Raw genomic sequence first — 14,853 nt, 5'->3', positions numbered from 1 at the left:
GGGGGGGGGGGATCGCGAGCGGGTACGCCGAGGGGCTGGTAGCGCGCGCAGCCGACGTGACCCTCAAGGAGCGGCGTCCGCTGGTGCTGGTGACCCGCGAGATGCCGTTGAACCTCATCCACATCCGCAACATGGAGACGGTGACGCTGGCCGGGGCAACCGTCCTGCCGCCGGTCGTCGGCTTTTACGACAACCCCAGCGACATCAACGCCCTGCTCGACCACATCGTTGGCCGGGTGCTCGACCAGTTCGGGATCGACGCCGACCTTTTCCCGCGCTGGGCCTCGCCCGACCCGTCTTGAGAAGGGACCCTTGACGGGCCCTGTGACTGCATATGACAGTATCGTCACTCGACAGTAAGGAGGTCTCAAAGTGCAGGTGAAGAGGTACGCCGAGCTCGTCTCGGCCACCGGGACGGAACTGGGCTACACCGATTGGGTGGAGCTGCCGCAGGAGGTCGTGTCGGCCTTCGCCGACGTCACCGGTGACCACCAGTGGATCCATGTCGATGCGGATGCAGCGGCCCGCGGGCCTTTCGGGACGACGATCGTCCACGGGTTTCTGCTCCTCTCCCTTCTTCCGACGTTCTCCGAGGATTGGTTCGCGATCGAGGACTCGCCGATGTCGATCAACTACGGCTTCGACAAGATCCGGTTCACCTCGGTCGTGCCTGCCGGCTCGCGGGTCCGCGGTCACGGCGAGATCGTGGCGCTGGAGGACCGCGGCAGCGCGGTCCACGCCACCATCCGGGTCCAGGTCTTGGCCGAGGGCTCGGACCGGCCGGCGTGTGTCGCGGACTGGATCTATCGTTCGCTCGCCCCTCTCGCCACAGCGGAGGTGCCGGCATGAGCACGATGGCCGTTGTTGACGACGCCGAGCTGGCCGTGCGGATGGCTGCCGGTGAGGACCTCGAGGACGAGTCGGAGATGTCGGAGGCCTATCGCGAGGTCCTGGTCGCGACAATCTCCATCGCCGCGGACCTGGAGGCCATGAGCCTGCCGTTGATGTTCACCGCGCTGCTGCGGGCGCCGGACCTGGAGGCCAAGGTCGCGGTGGCGGCGTCCATCCAGGACGAAATGGGCCACGCGCTGATGATGTTCCGGATGCTCGAGGACTTCGGGCTGGACCCGGACTACCTTCTGTTCCAGCGCGACCCCCACCAGTTCCGGACGTTCTATCTTCTCGAGCACGGGTGCGCGGACTATCTCGAGTTCCTGTGCATGCAGGCGCTCGGCGACCGGGCCGGCTACGTGACCACGCGCGACCTGGGACAGTACTGCTCTTTCGCTCCGTACCGGCGTTCCCTGCAGAAGGTCAACTACGAGGAGAAGTTCCACGTGGCCCACGGCCAACGCGAGATCAAGAGGCTGATCGCCGAGGACGAGTCGATGCGGGCGCGCGTGCAGCGGATCTTCGACTGGATGTTCCCGCTCGCCGCCGAATGGTTCGGCACCACCGACGACCAGAAGAAGCGGACCGGGCAGCTCACCTTCCGCATCCGCGGCGCGAGCAACGACGGGCTCCGCGAGCAATGGCTCAAGGAGGTTATCCCCTACGCGCAGTCCATCGGCGTCGAGGTCCCCGCAGTTAAGGAGGCGGACGGCAGCTGCAGGCTGACGTACCAGCTGCCCATCATGTTCGACGAGGAGTCTCGCACTTGGGACTTCGAGAACACCGTCGACTGGCCGACCAAGTTCGCACAGTGGAAGCGCGGCGGCCCCGAGAAGATCCCCGGTCTCACGATGCTCCAGGGCGAGCGTTGGGGTACGGCCCTATGGACGTGACCGAGCTGGTCCGCGAACGCCTCAGAGCCATCCCCGAGCCGCACCTGCCCGCGGGCATCGGCGACCTGGGGATGGTGCGGCAGGCCGAGATCCACGACGGACGGCTCGACGTGCAGCTCGCCCTGCCATGTGTCGCCTGTCCCGCCAAGGCCGTGATGGCCGACGACATCAGCGCCGAGCTCGACTCGATGCCAGGCGTAGACAGCGTCGCGGTGCAGGTGACCTGGGCCGAGCCCTGGTCTAAGAGCGGGGTCACCCCCGAAGGACGCAAACTCCTGGCGGAAGGCGGAGTGCAACTGTGACGATGATCGACTCGGTCCGGGCCGCGGCCGAACAGGCAAAGAGCAAGCACGAGATCTTCGCAGAGGAGATCCGGTTCGAGGTCTTCGGACGCCGCGACCACAACACGGCGTTGACTCACATCGGCAGCGTCTCCGCCCCCAACGAGGCCATCGCGATGTCGCGGGCCCGTTGGGTCTTCTCACGGCCCGCGCTCATAGAGATGTGCATTGCTCCTCACTCCGGGTTCGTGACCCTGACCGAGGCTGACTCCAAGGTGAAGGTGAAGGTGGTCTGAGTGGACTCAGAGGTACGACGGGCGCTCAAGCTCGAGATTGCAGACACGGCCTGGGTCCTGGGGCACTGGTACATGGCCTCGATCCCTAACTCCCGCGCTCTGGCCGACTTCAGCGCCTTGGCCGGAATGGGTCAGGAGGCCTTCGGTCTGGTCAGCGGGATGTTCGAGCAGCTCGACACCGACACCGACTTCGAGTCGCGGTCCGCGGACGAGATCGCCTCAGCCCCCTTCCTCGACGCAGCGCCTACCTCGTGGGCCGATCTGGTCGTCGGGAGTCTGTTCGCCGAGATTCTGCTCCGCGCGGACGCCTCACTTCTGCTCGGCGACGGCTCAGAGACCGCCGAAGACGCTGAATTGGCCGGGTTGATCAGGCGTGTGGTGGAGGTGAGCGGCTTTCATCTCGACTACGAGTTGGGCTGGCTCGACGTCGTGCGTCGCGCAGAGCCGGATGCCGTGCGCGAATGCCTCAGTCGCCGCGGTGAGCCAGCACTGGCCTGGGCGGCGGCTCGACACCCCCAAGCTCTGGACCTGTTTGCCGACGTCACGATGCGGGTGCCGGACGTGGAGATCCCTGTCGCGCCGACGGGCGCCGACCGCGCCACGCAGCGAGCTGCACAGGCGATCCCGCCGGGGTTGCACACCTTCCTGACGCGTAAGCCGGTCTCGCTTGCGCATGTCGCCGAGGCGGGCTGAGCAGGTGTACGTCCTGCCGCGCCAAGTGGTCTGTCCCGCCTGCGGCAGCGGTGAGGTCGAGATCCTCGCCGTGTTCGGGACCGGGCCCAGTGACGCCACCGCCAGGTGCACGCGGTGCCGCACCAGCTTCGCCTACCTGCGCGCCGGCGAGACCGACAATAGCGAGCGGCCGTACGACCCAGAAAATCGGAGAAAGCGATGAGCATCAGTGATCTGTTCCGGCTCGATGGTCAGGTGGCCATCGTCACCGGGGGCTCCTCGGGGCTCGGAGTGGCCTTCGCCCACGCCCTGGCCGAGTTCGGCGCTGACGTGGTCATCGCCGCGCGCCGGGTCGACCGCCTGGGCGAGGTGCAGGCGTCAGTGTCCCGGACCGGACGTCGGTGCGTGGCCGTCGAGGCCGACGTGGCGGACCCGGAGGCCTGCAGCGCGGTGGTGCAGCGGGCGGTGGAGGAGCTCGGCAGGGTCGACATCCTCGTCAACAATGCCGGCATCGGCACTGCCGCCCCGGCGACCCGGGAGCCCCCCGGCCGACTTCCAGCGGGTCATCGACGTGAACCTGTCAGGCAGCTGCTACATGGCCCAGGCATGTGGGCGAGTCATGGGCCGGGGCTCGGCGGTGGTCAACGTCTCAAGCATCGTCGGACTCGTTCATACCGGACTCCCCCAAGCGGCGTACGCGGCCTCGAAGGCAGGCCTGCTCGGAGTGACGCGCGACCTGGCCGCCCAGTGGGGCGTCCGCAAGGGCATCCGCGTCAACGCACTGGTCCCTGGCTTCTTCGTCACCGAGATCAGCGAGGCCTATCAACCCGGCTACCTCGACGGTCAGGTCCAGCGGACTCTGCTCGGGCGCACCGGCGAGCTCGAGGAACTGGCCGCCACGCTGGTGTGGCTGGTCAGTCCCGCCGCAGGGTATGTGACCGGGCAGAGCATCGTCGTCGACGGCGGGCGGACCACCACGTGAGCGCCAACGATGGCGGGCGAAGACCGGGAGCTTGTGGCGCGCATGTGGGAGGCGCGCGTCGCGCCCGAGCAGCATAACGCCACGCGCGAGTGGGCTCGGTCCGTGGCAAGGAGCGCGGAGAGCTACCCGGATTGCGAGCAGGCCGACGTATGGGCGGCCCCTCCCGACCGAGTCGTGCTGATCACCCAGTGGCGCGGCGCGGTCGACCCCGGCTGGTCGGAGGAGGCCACGCCCGGCGCTGTGGTGAAGCGTGCCCACGCGTGGACATTTCAGAAAGTGTCGCCCTTGTGAGGGCCGCTCACCGTCGCCAATCAGGAGGCTCTGCATGCCGAACGTGACCTACGACTTCACCGGCCAGACCGTGGTCGTCACCGGAGCTGCACAAGGCATCGGCCTCGAGCTGTGCCGAGGGTTCGTCGGGTCCGGCGCCAGGGTCGCGATGGTCGACCTCGACGCTGGCGAGGTGGAGTCGGCCTCTGCCGAGATCGGCGGGCTGCCGTTCTGCGCCGACGTCTCGTCGGGCGAGGCGGTGACCGGAGTGGTCGCGAGGATTGCGGAGGAGGTCGGCGTCCCTTCGGTGCTGGTCAACAATGCCGGCATCCTTCGCGATGGGGTGGTGTGGCGACTCTCGGACTCCGACTGGCACTCGGTCCTTGATGTGCACCTGGGGGGCACGTTCAACATGACCCGAGCGTGCACGCCGCTGTTCCGAGAGGCCGGTTACGGCCGCATCATCAACGTGACGTCCTTCTCCGGGCTGCGGGGCAACGTTGGCCAAGCCAACTATGCCGCCGCAAAGGCCGGGATTATCGGCTTCACGAAGACGGTGGCCCGGGAAGTCGGTCGGTTCGGCATCACCGTCAACGCCATCTCGCCCAACGCCATGACACGGATGATCGCCGCCATCCCGGACGAGAAGCGGCACGAACTCGAGCAGGCGACGCCCCTGGGGCCGTTTCGGGGACCCGGCGGAGATGTTCGACGCCGCTTTCCTGGCCAGCCAGGAGGCGGGCTATGTGACCGGAGTCGTCCTGCCAGTCGACGGCGGGCTTTCGATCTGACCCCGTCGGGTCCTCGCCGACAATTAGAAAAGGCGGAGACCAGGCGAGTTGTGAACTAATCCAACTAACTGCTATTGACAGTGACTGCAGTCACAACTAACTTCATCCAGAGTCTCAGGTTCCCTGCCCTTCTACACGATCGAGGTCACCATGCGGATTCCATCCACTTTCGCGGCCGGTGCGGCCCTGCTCCTGCTCGCGGCGTGCGGCGCCCAGAGCGACGCGGGCGACAACGGCAGCGGCCCCATCGAGGTCGGGCTGATCGTCCCCGAGACCGGCGCCTTCGGCTCCGTCGCGGGCGAGCAGTTCCTGGAGGCGACCAAGGTCGTCGTCGAGGAGTGGAACAACAACGGCGGCATCAACGGCCGCGAAATCAAGCTCGAGGTCTGCAACGACGAGAGCACCGCGGAGAAGTCGATCAGCTGCTACCGGAGCCTCAGCCCCAAGGTTGATCTCATGCTCGGCCCGCACATCGGGCTCACTTACAACGCGGTCAGCTCCTTGGCCGAGCGTGCGGACCAGCTCTTGGTGACCGCGACGCCGCACGCCTTTCCAAACGCGGACTCGACGGTGTTCGAGTCGGCCGTGCCGGCCGAGTATGCCATCACCAAAGGGTTCGAGTTCCTGTCGGGTCAGGGGTTCTCCAAGATCGGGATGCTCACCGGCAACGACGAGACTGGCCAGACCGCGCATGACGCCGCGGCCAAGGACGCCGAGAGCCTCGGCGGCAAGGTCCAGCTGTCCGCGGAGACCTTCGACGTCGCTGCTCGCGATGTGACAGCACAGGTTGCCAAGTTGAAGGCCGACGGCGTCGACGCTGTCTTCGTGTGGTCTACCGGTGCCGTCGTCGCGACGATCCTGCGTGACATCGCCCGCTCGGGTCTCGATGTACCGGTGCTGCTGAACTACTCCAACCTCTCCTATGGCCTGATGGGGCTCGTCCCGGCTGACGCCGTGCCGGCGGACCTCTACTTCACCGGGACCAAGGCGTTCGCGCCGACCGAGGAGAACCCGGACCAGAAGGCGCTCATCGAGACGTTCAGCGCTGACTACCTCAAGGCGACGCAGAAGAAGGCCGACTTCAATGCGTTCGCAGCGGCCGACGCCGCGCAGACGGCCTTCACCGCCGTCAAGGCGACCAAGTCAACCTCGGGCAAGGAACTGAAGAAGTGGCTGGAGTCCGGTGACCCGGTCGCCGCCTTCAACTTCGTGTTCTCATTCAGCAGCGACAACCACGTGGGTGGGACCGACCCGGACCAGGTTGAGATCGTCAAGTGGAACGGCACCGGCTGGGACCCTGTCGGCTGAGACTGCTGGATCCAGACCCATCAACCGGAAGGGACCGCCATGGACCTGAGTCAAGCGCTGAATCTGGCAATCGGGGCCATCCCGTCGGGCGTGCTCTATGGTTCGATCGCCGTGGGGCTTGTGCTGATCTTCCGGGCGACCGGCACGGTCAACCTCGCACAGGGTGACCTCTACATCGTGGGTGCGCTTCTCTATGCGGGTGCAACTGGGACCGGCTGGCCCGTGCTCCTCGCGGTGTCGCTCGCTGCAGCCGTGGGGACGACCCTCGGCGTCGCCGAGGAACGTGTGGTGCTGCGGCCACTCGTCAAAGCCTCACCACCCATCCGCTTGCTCGCGACCGTAGGATTCGCGCTAATTCTGGCAGGGGGGGCGTACGTCGTGTTCGGCGCCAATCCTCGCACCGGCGCCCCGATCATCTCGGGCAGCACCACGATAGGTGGCACTAAGGTCGACCTGCAGCTGTTTGTGCTCGTCGCGGTCGTGGTCGGGCTGGTCGCCCTCACCTGGCTGTTCTTCGAGCGCAGCGCGACTGGCAAGGCCATCTCTGCGATGTCCCAGGACGCCGAAGCCGCCCAGATGGTTGGCGTGCCAGTGCTGCGGATGAAGGTGATGAGCGCAGGGGTTGCCGGCCTCATCGCCGCCACCACCGGGGCACTCGCGGTGCCGCTGCTGTTCGCCGACTTCACCCAGGGGCTGGGGCTCGCGCTGCGCGGGTTCGTCGTGATGGCCCTGGTCGGCGGGCAGTCGATCCTCGCCGCGGCGCTGGTCGGGCTGCTGCTCGCCGAGGTCGAGGCGTACGGCGCCTACCTGATCACCACGACCTACGTCGACGTCGTGACGTTCTCGCTCCTCGTCATGGTGGTGCTGTGTGCGCCGCGGATCCGGTTCCTGCGTGCCTTCGCGGCGGAGAGTTGAGAAGGAGATGGACACCGTGAACCCCACCTCGCGCGCGTCTGCCGCGCACCTGGTCCGACGGCTCACGGTGCTCGTGCCGGGCGCCTTGTTGCTCGCCTGGCCGCTGATCAACGGGTCGCCTTACATCCTCGGCCTTGGCATCGCCATCGCCTGCTACGCGATGGCCGCGATCGGCGTCGACTTCGCATTCGGTCGGGCGGGTTTGCTCAGCCTCGGCCACGGGGTCTACTTCGGTGCGGGCGCCTACACGGCCGCGGTTATCTCCCAGCACTCGTTCACCACACCGGCGCTGGTGCTGGTGGCCGCCGGCGCCGCGGTAGCTGCCGTCCTGGGGCTGCTGCTCGGCGCGGTCTTTCTCCGGGTGGGCGGCTACTACTTCAGCGTCGCCACGTTGGGTGCGGTGTTTATCCTGGCCTCGGTGCTGCGAGGCAACACCAGCTTGGGCGGTGCGGCGGGACTGGCCGGGGTCAATCGGAACCTGGTCGGCCAGACGCCCAGCACCGACGCCAACCTCTATCTTGTCGTAGCCGTCGTCCTGGCCCTGCTGATCTGGTCGGCGACCTCGTTCGGCAGGACGCGGATGGGCCGCGCGCTCACGGCAACCCGGGAGATGCCGACGGCGGCCCGAGTCTTCGGTGTGCCTGTCTTCGGCGTACGGCTGCGCGCGTTCACGCTCAGCGCCGCCATCGCCGGCGTCGCTGGCTCCTTCTTCGCGGTCTACCAGCAGTACGTCTCGCCCGAGGTTGCCGGACTCAACCAGAGCGTGCAGTTTCTGGTGATGAACGTTGCGGGCGGGCTCGGTACCGGCTGGGGACCTGCGGTCGGCGCCCTGTTCATCCGTGGGCTGCCCGAGGTGGCTGCGCCGCTGCGCGACTACCAGGTCCTCACGCAGGGCGTGATCCTCGTGGTGGTGCTTCTCTGGCTGCGCTCTGGCCTAGCCGGCGGACTGGTCCAACTGCTCAAGCGCGCGCAGGGTGCCCTCGCCGCGCGCAGCCTGTCGACGGGAGCGGGAGCGGCCCCGGCCGCCGTAAGGCTCCCGGTCCGGCGGGTCGCCTCCAGCGTGCTCGAGGTCTCTGGGGTCACCGTCCGGTTCGGGGGTCTGCGCGCGGTCGACGAGGTCTCCCTTGAGGTCCGGTCGGGGCGCATCACGGGTCTGATCGGTCCCAACGGCGCCGGCAAGAGCACGATGCTCAATGCCATCAGCGGCCTTCAGAAGCTGAGCCAGGGGCGCATCACACTGGACGGCGCGGACGTGTCCTCGCTGGACGCGCGGCGGAGGGCCTATCTCGGCATGTCGCGCACCTTCCAGTTCGTTGACCTCGCGCCAGCGTTGAGCGTGATCGAGAACGTCGCTCTTGGCACGTTCCGGACCACGCGATCCGGCTTCGCCCGGGCGCTCGTGCCCGGCGCCACCCGAGCCGAGGAGCGCCGGGTGGCCGCGCAGTGCCTGGCCGCGCTGGACATGGTCGGCATGGCGCACCTGGCACACAGCACGCCCAAGTCGCTGTCGGCCGGTCAGCTTCGGATGCTCGACGTCGCGCGAGCTCTGGTCTCCGAACCGCGTGTACTGCTTCTTGACGAGCCGGCCGCAGGCCTCACCGACCCGGAGATCGACGAGTTCGCCGACTGCCTGGAGTCGCTGCGCGACGACCACGGCATCGCCCTGTTGCTGGTTGAGCACGACATGCGGCTGGTCCAACGCGTTTGTGACCACACCGTGGTGGTGGACGCGGGCCGGATGTTGGCCACCGGTACGCCGGCGGAGGTCATCAACGACGCTGCTGTGATCACGGCGTATCTCGGGACGGGGGTGGCCTCGTGAGCCGGGGCCTCCAGGTGCGGGGCTTGGTCGCGGGGTACGGTTCAATCCAGATTCTGCGCGAGGTGTCCCTCGAGGTGGGAAGAGGCGAGACGGTCTGCGTGCTGGGTGCCAACGGCGCAGGCAAGACCACGCTGGTCCAGTCCTTGTGTGGCTTCACCGACGTCTTCTCCGGCACCATGCACCACGACGGGGTCGACCTGCGCACCATCCGGGCCGATCAGCGCCCAGGCCGGGGCATCGCACTGGTGCCCGAGGGTCGGCGGCTGTTCCCGAGGCTCTCGGTGGAGGAGAATCTCAGAGTCGCGTTCTTCCACCGCCGGCGCAGCGTGCCACCGGCCCGTCGCCATGAGCTTCTGGCTCGCACCTACGAAATGTTTCCGATCCTGGCCGAGCGGCGCGGCCAGTTGGCGGGCACCTTGAGCGGAGGCCAGCAGCAGATGGTCTCGGTCGGTCGCGCGTTGCTACAGGAGCCGGCATTGCTCGTCCTCGATGAGCCGTCCTTCGGTCTTGCCCCGATTGTCACCAGCCGCATCTACGAAGTGATCAAGGAGCTTGCGGAGTCCGCTGAGCTCTCGATCCTGCTGGTTGAGCAGAGCGCGGCGCTCGCGCTCAGCGTGGCTGACCGGGCCTATGTCATGCAGACCGGCTCCGTCGTCGCGCACGGGGCCGCCAGCGAGATCGCCGAGGACCCTGCGATAAGAGCTGCCTACCTCGGCGCCACGACCTGAGCACCGTCACCACCACCAACGAAGAGAGTTGAGCACGTGTCCCAGACCCGCGAACCGGCCCGAAGCCTGCGCGAGACCATCGACTTCCTGCGCAGCAAGGGCCAGCTGCTGGAGTCGGCCCAAGCCGTGGACCCTAACGTCGGGGTGATCGCGCTCCAGAAGCACTTCGACGGTGGACCGGGGCTGCTGTTCAACGACGTTAAGGGCTATCCGGACCACCGGATCGTCACCAACGTCATCGCCCGCGAGGACATTCTCACCAAGTTGTTCCCGTGCGACTCCCCCCGCGAGCTCAAGCGGCGCTTCCAGCGGGCGCTGACGCAGCCGGTAGCACCGCGGCTGGTCGAGAGCGCACCGGTTCAGGAGGTCGTCATCACCGATGATGTCGACGTGTGGCGTGAAGTCCCGATGGTCTCGCACACCTTCGAGGACCCGGGCCGGACGCTGGGCGGTGGCATCACATGCGTGACCGGCCGGCACTTTTGGGGTGGCAGTCACATCGCCTTCAACCGGATGAACTTCCGCGGCAAGGACTTCTCCTCCTTCCAGATCTCACCCGGTTCGCATGGCGACATGATCGCGACGGAGTTCTACCGCAAGGAACGCGTCCCTATGACCATCAACATCGGGGTGCCGCCGGCGGTCACGATCACCGCCAGCTCTGCCTTCGACTATCTGCTGCTGCCCAAGGGCTCCGATGAGCTGGGCGTTGCCGGAGCGTTCCAGGGTTTCCCGGTTGACGTGGTCAGGGCCAAGACTGTGGATGCGCTGGCGATAGCCGAGTCGGAGATCGTCATCGAGGGCTACCTCGACACTGAGGAAAAGGTGTGGGAGAGCCCGCTGGCGGAGGAGGACAACGCGCAGGGCCAGCACCCTTTCCACCCGGAATGGGCCGGATACATGGGCAAGGCCTACCGGACCTACAAGTTCACGGCCACAGCCATCACCCGCCGCGCTGACCGGCCGATCTACCACGCGCTGGGTGTGCACATGCAGGAGGTGCACAACGCCTGCGTCATCCCGCGCGAGGCTGCACTCCTCGAGCTCGCCGACCGGATCGAGCCGGGGCTGGTCACCGACGTGCACGTTCCTTGGGCCATGACCGAGTGGGGCGGCGCGGTCTTCCAGGTGAAGAAGCGCCGCCAGCGCGACGAGGGCGCTCAGATCAACATCATGGACACCATCCTTGCGGCCTCGCGCGGAATGCGGGTCGCCATCACCGTCGACGACGACATCGACATTTACGACCTCAATGACGTGGTCTGGGCGGCGACCACGCGGGTCAATCCGGCCACCGACGTCCACCGCGTCGCGATAGGCGGAGTCGGGCAGACCTTCCAGCCCGGTGACAGAGCCTCTGCCGGCGCGGCAGACTGGACCGCGTCGAACATCCGCTTCCCCGGAGGGGTGTGCATCGACGCCACGGCACCGTTCGCCTACCGCGACGCGTTCGACCGGCCGACGTACCCGATCGACGCTGTCGACCCGGCCACCTTCTTCGGCACCGACGCGGTCGCCTCGATCCGCCGCGAACAGGCGGGTCAGTGGCTGGAGCGTCTAGCTGCAAAGGGACTGTGAGCCGTGACCACGGTGGCTGAGGGATTGCTTCCTGACTACGAGACCCTGGCCTCGGTGGTCGAGCGGCGCGCCGCCGAACGGCCGGATCAGGCGTGGGTCGTGGACGCGGACTCCGGGCGTGAGTTTACCTTCGCAGAGCTGCTGGACGCCTGCCGGCGGATCGCGGCATTGCTGGAGCAGCACGGCGTGGGGCCAGGGGACCGGGTAGCAGTGCTTTCGGAGAACAGCCTCGAGGAAGCGGTGCTGCACGTGGCGGTAATGCGGTACGGCGTTGTCCTCTGCCCGGTGAACACCACGGTCGGGGAGAAGAACCTCGAGCACGTGCTCGCAACCGTGGCGCCGAGACTGGTCTTCGTCAACGCGGGGCACACCGTCCACGAGCAGCTTGCCGCGCTGCCAGACGGGGTGAGCCGGGTGGAGTACGGCGCGCACGACGATGCCTTCTTCGTGCCGGACGCCGCTGGTCTCGCCCCGACCGACCGTGTGCTCGATGTTGACCGCCGTGACCGCTCGCTCGTCATCTTCACCTCCGGCACCACCGGCACCCCGAAGGGCGTGGTCCACACCTTTGAAAGCTACTTCTACATGGGCTGGGCCGGCGCCGAGCTGAACGACCTTCGCCCCGACGACCGCATCCTGGAGTTCCGGGCACTGACCTGGCTCTCCCCGCAGGGGCTGTCCCTGGCCGCGACCTTGCTGGCCGGTGCCACCCTCGTTCTGGCGAGAACGTTCTCCCGGTCGCGCTACTTCGCCTGGGTCGTCGACCACCGGATCACCGTGGCGGTGAGCGTCCCGACCGCCATCAATATGCTGTTGGCCGAGCCGGTCGAGTTCAGCGGGGCCGACCACCCACACCTGCGCCACTTGACCAGCAGCACCGCGGCGCTCTCCCTGGAGCGCCAGCTCGAGTTCGAGGCGAGGTACGGGGTGGAGATCCTCACCATGTACGGCATGAGCGAGGCCGGCTGGATGGCCGGCAACCGAGCAGGTCACCGTCGGCTTGGCACCGTGGGCTTCCCGACCGCCTCACAGCGCTTGCGCATTGAAGTCGAGGGCCGGGCGGTTCCGCCGGGCTCGGAGGGCGAGATCGTCACTGGCGGCCCGCAGGCGGCGTGGGGATACGTCGTGAGGCCGGGTGTGGAGGAGCCGCTGGAGGACCGCGAGGCCATCCACACCGGCGACTTGGGCGTTGTCGAGGACGGCTACCTCACGATCGTCGGCCGCGCCAAGGACATCATCATCCGCGGTGGGGTGAACATTGCGCCAGCGGAGATCAACGAGGCCTTGTGCAAGCACCCAGCGATCAGGGACGCTGCCACGGTCGGCGTACTGGACCCGATCTACGGCGAGGAGGTCGTCAGCTTCGTCTCCCTGCGGGAGCCGACCAGTGCGGCGGACCTGCTGAAGCACTGCGCGAGCGTGGTATCGGCCTACAAGTTGCCCAGAGAGATCGTCGTGGTTGAGGATCTTCCTTACACCGATCGAGGCAAGGTGCGCCTCGACGACTTGCGGACGCTGTACAGCGAGCGCCAGTCCGAGGAAGTTAGCACGTGAGCACCGCGAGCTGTGGGCGGGTAGAATTTAGGCGTATGCCGTCGGACGGATCGAGACGAGAGCAGGGGCAACGCCATGGCGCTGCGTGAGGGGATCCTAGGCCTGCTCGTCTACCGAGAGTTGTCCGGCTACGACATCAAGCGCATCTTCGATCGCAGCATCGGCGTGGTCTGGAACGCCTCGGACAGCCAGATATACCGGGAGCTGAAAGCACTGGAGACTGAGGGACTCATTACCGCGCGCACCGAGCGACAGGAGCGGCGGCCCGACAAGCGGCTCTACCGCGCCACCGAGAGCGGGGTCGCGGTCGTCGACGACTGGCTGTCCTCGCCTCTGCAGGAGCGCTGGACGAAGGACGAGTTCCGGCTGCGGATGTTCTTCTTCGGTAAGACCTCTCATGAGCACCAGCTGAAAGCCCTCGTGGCCCGGCGTCAGGACCTGCTTGCCCAGCGCGAGAGGTGGCAGGCCCGGCTGGTCCGCTTCGCGGATGCTTCCCGCAGCCAGCACCCGGGGTTGCTCTGGTGGCAGATCCGGCTCTTGGAGAACACCCTGGAACTCGTGCAGATCGAGCTGACATGGATCGAGGACCTGATCAAGCAGGTCGAGAACGGCAACCCCAATGTGGGCAGCGAGATCGCGGCGTTGCCGCCGGATGTTCGCTAATTGGTCACGCCATGGTCGCGGTGCGGCAGGTTTTGCAGGCGGACCTGAGCGCGGGCGATGAGTCGGCCCTCGGCTTGGTCGTGAGTCTTGACGTCCCATACCTGCTGGACTCGGCCACGGTGCACCGGCACAGCCACTGACCGCAACGCCCCCGCGCTGATCGCTCGGTAGAAGTCCGTCGAATTGGTGACACCGACGACCCGGCCAGCGTCGCCGAACCAGATCGAGCCACCTAGACTGGCCAACGCCTCAGCGATGCTGCAGTGAATGCCGCCGTGAAGGATGCCGAAGGGCTGCAGGAACTCCTCCCGCACTGTCCACACCGCATCCACCCGTTCGCCGGTGGCCTCCTCGAAGACGAACCCGAGCCAGTCGTTGAACGGCCCCATCCGATCGCTCGGCCAGAGCACCTGACATTCTGTCACGCTATCCCCTTTCTTAGTGTCACTGATCACTATTGTCAAACGCAGGTATATAGTCAAGAGTGAAACTCATGGATGCGGACAATGTTGTGGTGCTCGGCGGCGCACGAACCGCCATCGGGAGCTTCGGTGGCAGCCTTGCGTCGGTGCCGGCGCACGAGCTGGGCGCGGTGGCGCTGACCGAGGGGGTGCGTCGCAGCGGACTTCGCCTCGAGGACGTCGACGAGGTGGTGATGGGCCAGGTGGGTCAGGTCGGCCCGGACGCCTACAACGCGCGGCGCGTGGCCGTGGCGGCCGGCGTTCCGGCCGGTGTGCCAGCGTTCAACGTCAACCGGCTGTGCGGCAGCGGGCTTCAGGCGATCTGGTCGGGTGCCCAGCGCTTGCGCTGGGGCGGCGCTGAGGTTGTGGCCGTCGGCGGCAACGAATCTATGAGCCGCATGCCGTTTTACGAATTCGCGGCCCGCGATGGGTGGCGGCTGGCCAGCCGGGAGTTGGTGGACGGCACTCTTCTCATGCTGACAGACCCGTTCACTCAGATCCCGATGGGCATGACCGCGGAGATCGTTGCCGAGAGGTACGGCGTCTCGCGGCTCGAGCAGGACGAGTTCGCGCTGGAGTCCCAGCGCCGCGCCGCGACCCCGGGGGCCGGCCCGTCGGGACCATTGGAACGAAAAGTCACGCCAGCCGTAGGGTAGGTGAGCACGGGGGCGCGGTATGACGGGGGTGGCTTCTGTCGGTAGTGGCTGGGCGACCGCAGGCACAGCGAACAGCCACCGGGCGGACTCGG

The 14,853-nt window shown here is 67.1% G+C and carries 16 protein-coding genes and 2 pseudogenes; 17 read left to right on the top strand and 1 reads right to left on the bottom strand.

What is annotated here, in order from left to right; translation table 11 throughout:
- The 16 genes and pseudogenes from GEV10_28755 to GEV10_28680 all read left to right on the top strand — a co-directional run.
- A partial coding sequence (locus tag GEV10_28755) for a UbiX family flavin prenyltransferase (protein MQA82405.1) occupies positions 1-302 on the top strand: 302 nt, incomplete at its 5' end.
- Positions 303-372: 70 nt separating this feature from the next.
- Entirely contained in the window at positions 373-849 is a 477-nt protein-coding gene (locus tag GEV10_28750; protein ID MQA82404.1) for a dehydratase, read from the top strand.
- Entirely contained in the window at positions 846-1,784 is a 939-nt protein-coding gene (locus GEV10_28745) for a phenylacetic acid catabolic family protein (GenBank protein MQA82403.1), read from the top strand. The genes GEV10_28750 and GEV10_28745 overlap by 4 nt, the downstream gene beginning before the upstream one ends.
- Positions 1,775-2,086, top strand: coding sequence for a DUF59 domain-containing protein (locus GEV10_28740; GenBank protein ID MQA82402.1), 312 nt, complete (start codon positions 1,775-1,777; stop codon positions 2,084-2,086). The genes GEV10_28745 and GEV10_28740 overlap by 10 nt, the downstream gene beginning before the upstream one ends.
- Positions 2,083-2,361: a phenylacetic acid degradation b gene (locus tag GEV10_28735; GenBank protein ID MQA82401.1), complete on the top strand. Its 279-nt coding sequence runs from the start codon at positions 2,083-2,085 to the stop codon at positions 2,359-2,361. The genes GEV10_28740 and GEV10_28735 overlap by 4 nt, the downstream gene beginning before the upstream one ends.
- The gene (locus GEV10_28730) at positions 2,362-3,054 is read left to right on the top strand and encodes a hypothetical protein (GenBank protein MQA82400.1); all 693 of its coding nucleotides are present in this window, start codon (positions 2,362-2,364) and stop codon (positions 3,052-3,054) included.
- A 198-nt stretch (positions 3,055-3,252) separates the two neighbouring features.
- Positions 3,253-4,015, top strand: a pseudogene (locus tag GEV10_28725) (SDR family oxidoreductase).
- 9 nt (positions 4,016-4,024) lie between these two features.
- The gene (locus tag GEV10_28720; protein ID MQA82399.1) at positions 4,025-4,306 is read left to right on the top strand and encodes a hypothetical protein; all 282 of its coding nucleotides are present in this window, start codon (positions 4,025-4,027) and stop codon (positions 4,304-4,306) included.
- A gap of 34 nt (positions 4,307-4,340) precedes the next feature.
- A pseudogene (locus GEV10_28715) lies at positions 4,341-5,076 on the top strand (SDR family oxidoreductase).
- A gap of 150 nt (positions 5,077-5,226) precedes the next feature.
- Positions 5,227-6,384, top strand: coding sequence for an ABC transporter substrate-binding protein (locus GEV10_28710; GenBank protein ID MQA82398.1), 1,158 nt, complete (start codon positions 5,227-5,229; stop codon positions 6,382-6,384).
- A gap of 39 nt (positions 6,385-6,423) precedes the next feature.
- Complete coding sequence (locus GEV10_28705) at positions 6,424-7,299, top strand: hypothetical protein (protein ID MQA82397.1); 876 nt, start codon at positions 6,424-6,426, stop codon at positions 7,297-7,299.
- 7 nt (positions 7,300-7,306) lie between these two features.
- Complete coding sequence (locus tag GEV10_28700) at positions 7,307-9,121, top strand: ATP-binding cassette domain-containing protein (GenBank protein ID MQA82396.1); 1,815 nt, start codon at positions 7,307-7,309, stop codon at positions 9,119-9,121.
- Positions 9,118-9,849: an ATP-binding cassette domain-containing protein gene (locus tag GEV10_28695; protein MQA82395.1), complete on the top strand. Its 732-nt coding sequence runs from the start codon at positions 9,118-9,120 to the stop codon at positions 9,847-9,849. The genes GEV10_28700 and GEV10_28695 overlap by 4 nt, the downstream gene beginning before the upstream one ends.
- A 36-nt stretch (positions 9,850-9,885) precedes the next feature.
- The gene (locus GEV10_28690; protein ID MQA82394.1) at positions 9,886-11,427 is read left to right on the top strand and encodes a UbiD family decarboxylase; all 1,542 of its coding nucleotides are present in this window, start codon (positions 9,886-9,888) and stop codon (positions 11,425-11,427) included.
- A 3-nt stretch (positions 11,428-11,430) separates the two neighbouring features.
- Positions 11,431-12,981, top strand: a complete 1,551-nt coding sequence (locus tag GEV10_28685; protein MQA82393.1) for an AMP-binding protein — start codon at positions 11,431-11,433, stop codon at positions 12,979-12,981.
- A 75-nt stretch (positions 12,982-13,056) separates the two neighbouring features.
- Positions 13,057-13,644, top strand: a complete 588-nt coding sequence (locus GEV10_28680) for a hypothetical protein (GenBank protein ID MQA82392.1) — start codon at positions 13,057-13,059, stop codon at positions 13,642-13,644.
- Here the strand turns inward: GEV10_28680 and GEV10_28675 are convergent.
- Positions 13,641-14,033, bottom strand: coding sequence for a hotdog fold thioesterase (locus tag GEV10_28675; GenBank protein ID MQA82391.1), 393 nt, complete (start codon positions 14,031-14,033; stop codon positions 13,641-13,643). The genes GEV10_28680 and GEV10_28675 overlap by 4 nt on opposite strands.
- 104 nt (positions 14,034-14,137) lie before the next feature.
- Between GEV10_28675 and GEV10_28670 the strand changes: the two genes are divergently transcribed.
- Entirely contained in the window at positions 14,138-14,761 is a 624-nt protein-coding gene (locus GEV10_28670) for a hypothetical protein (protein ID MQA82390.1), read from the top strand.
- Positions 14,762-14,853 lie beyond the last annotated feature (92 nt).

It is taken from the genome of Streptosporangiales bacterium (assembly GCA_009379955.1).
Classification (GTDB): Bacteria; Actinomycetota; Actinomycetes; order Streptosporangiales; family WHST01; genus WHST01.
Note: the sequence above shows the minus strand (reverse complement) of the source record. Positions and strands in the feature narration are given on the sequence as shown.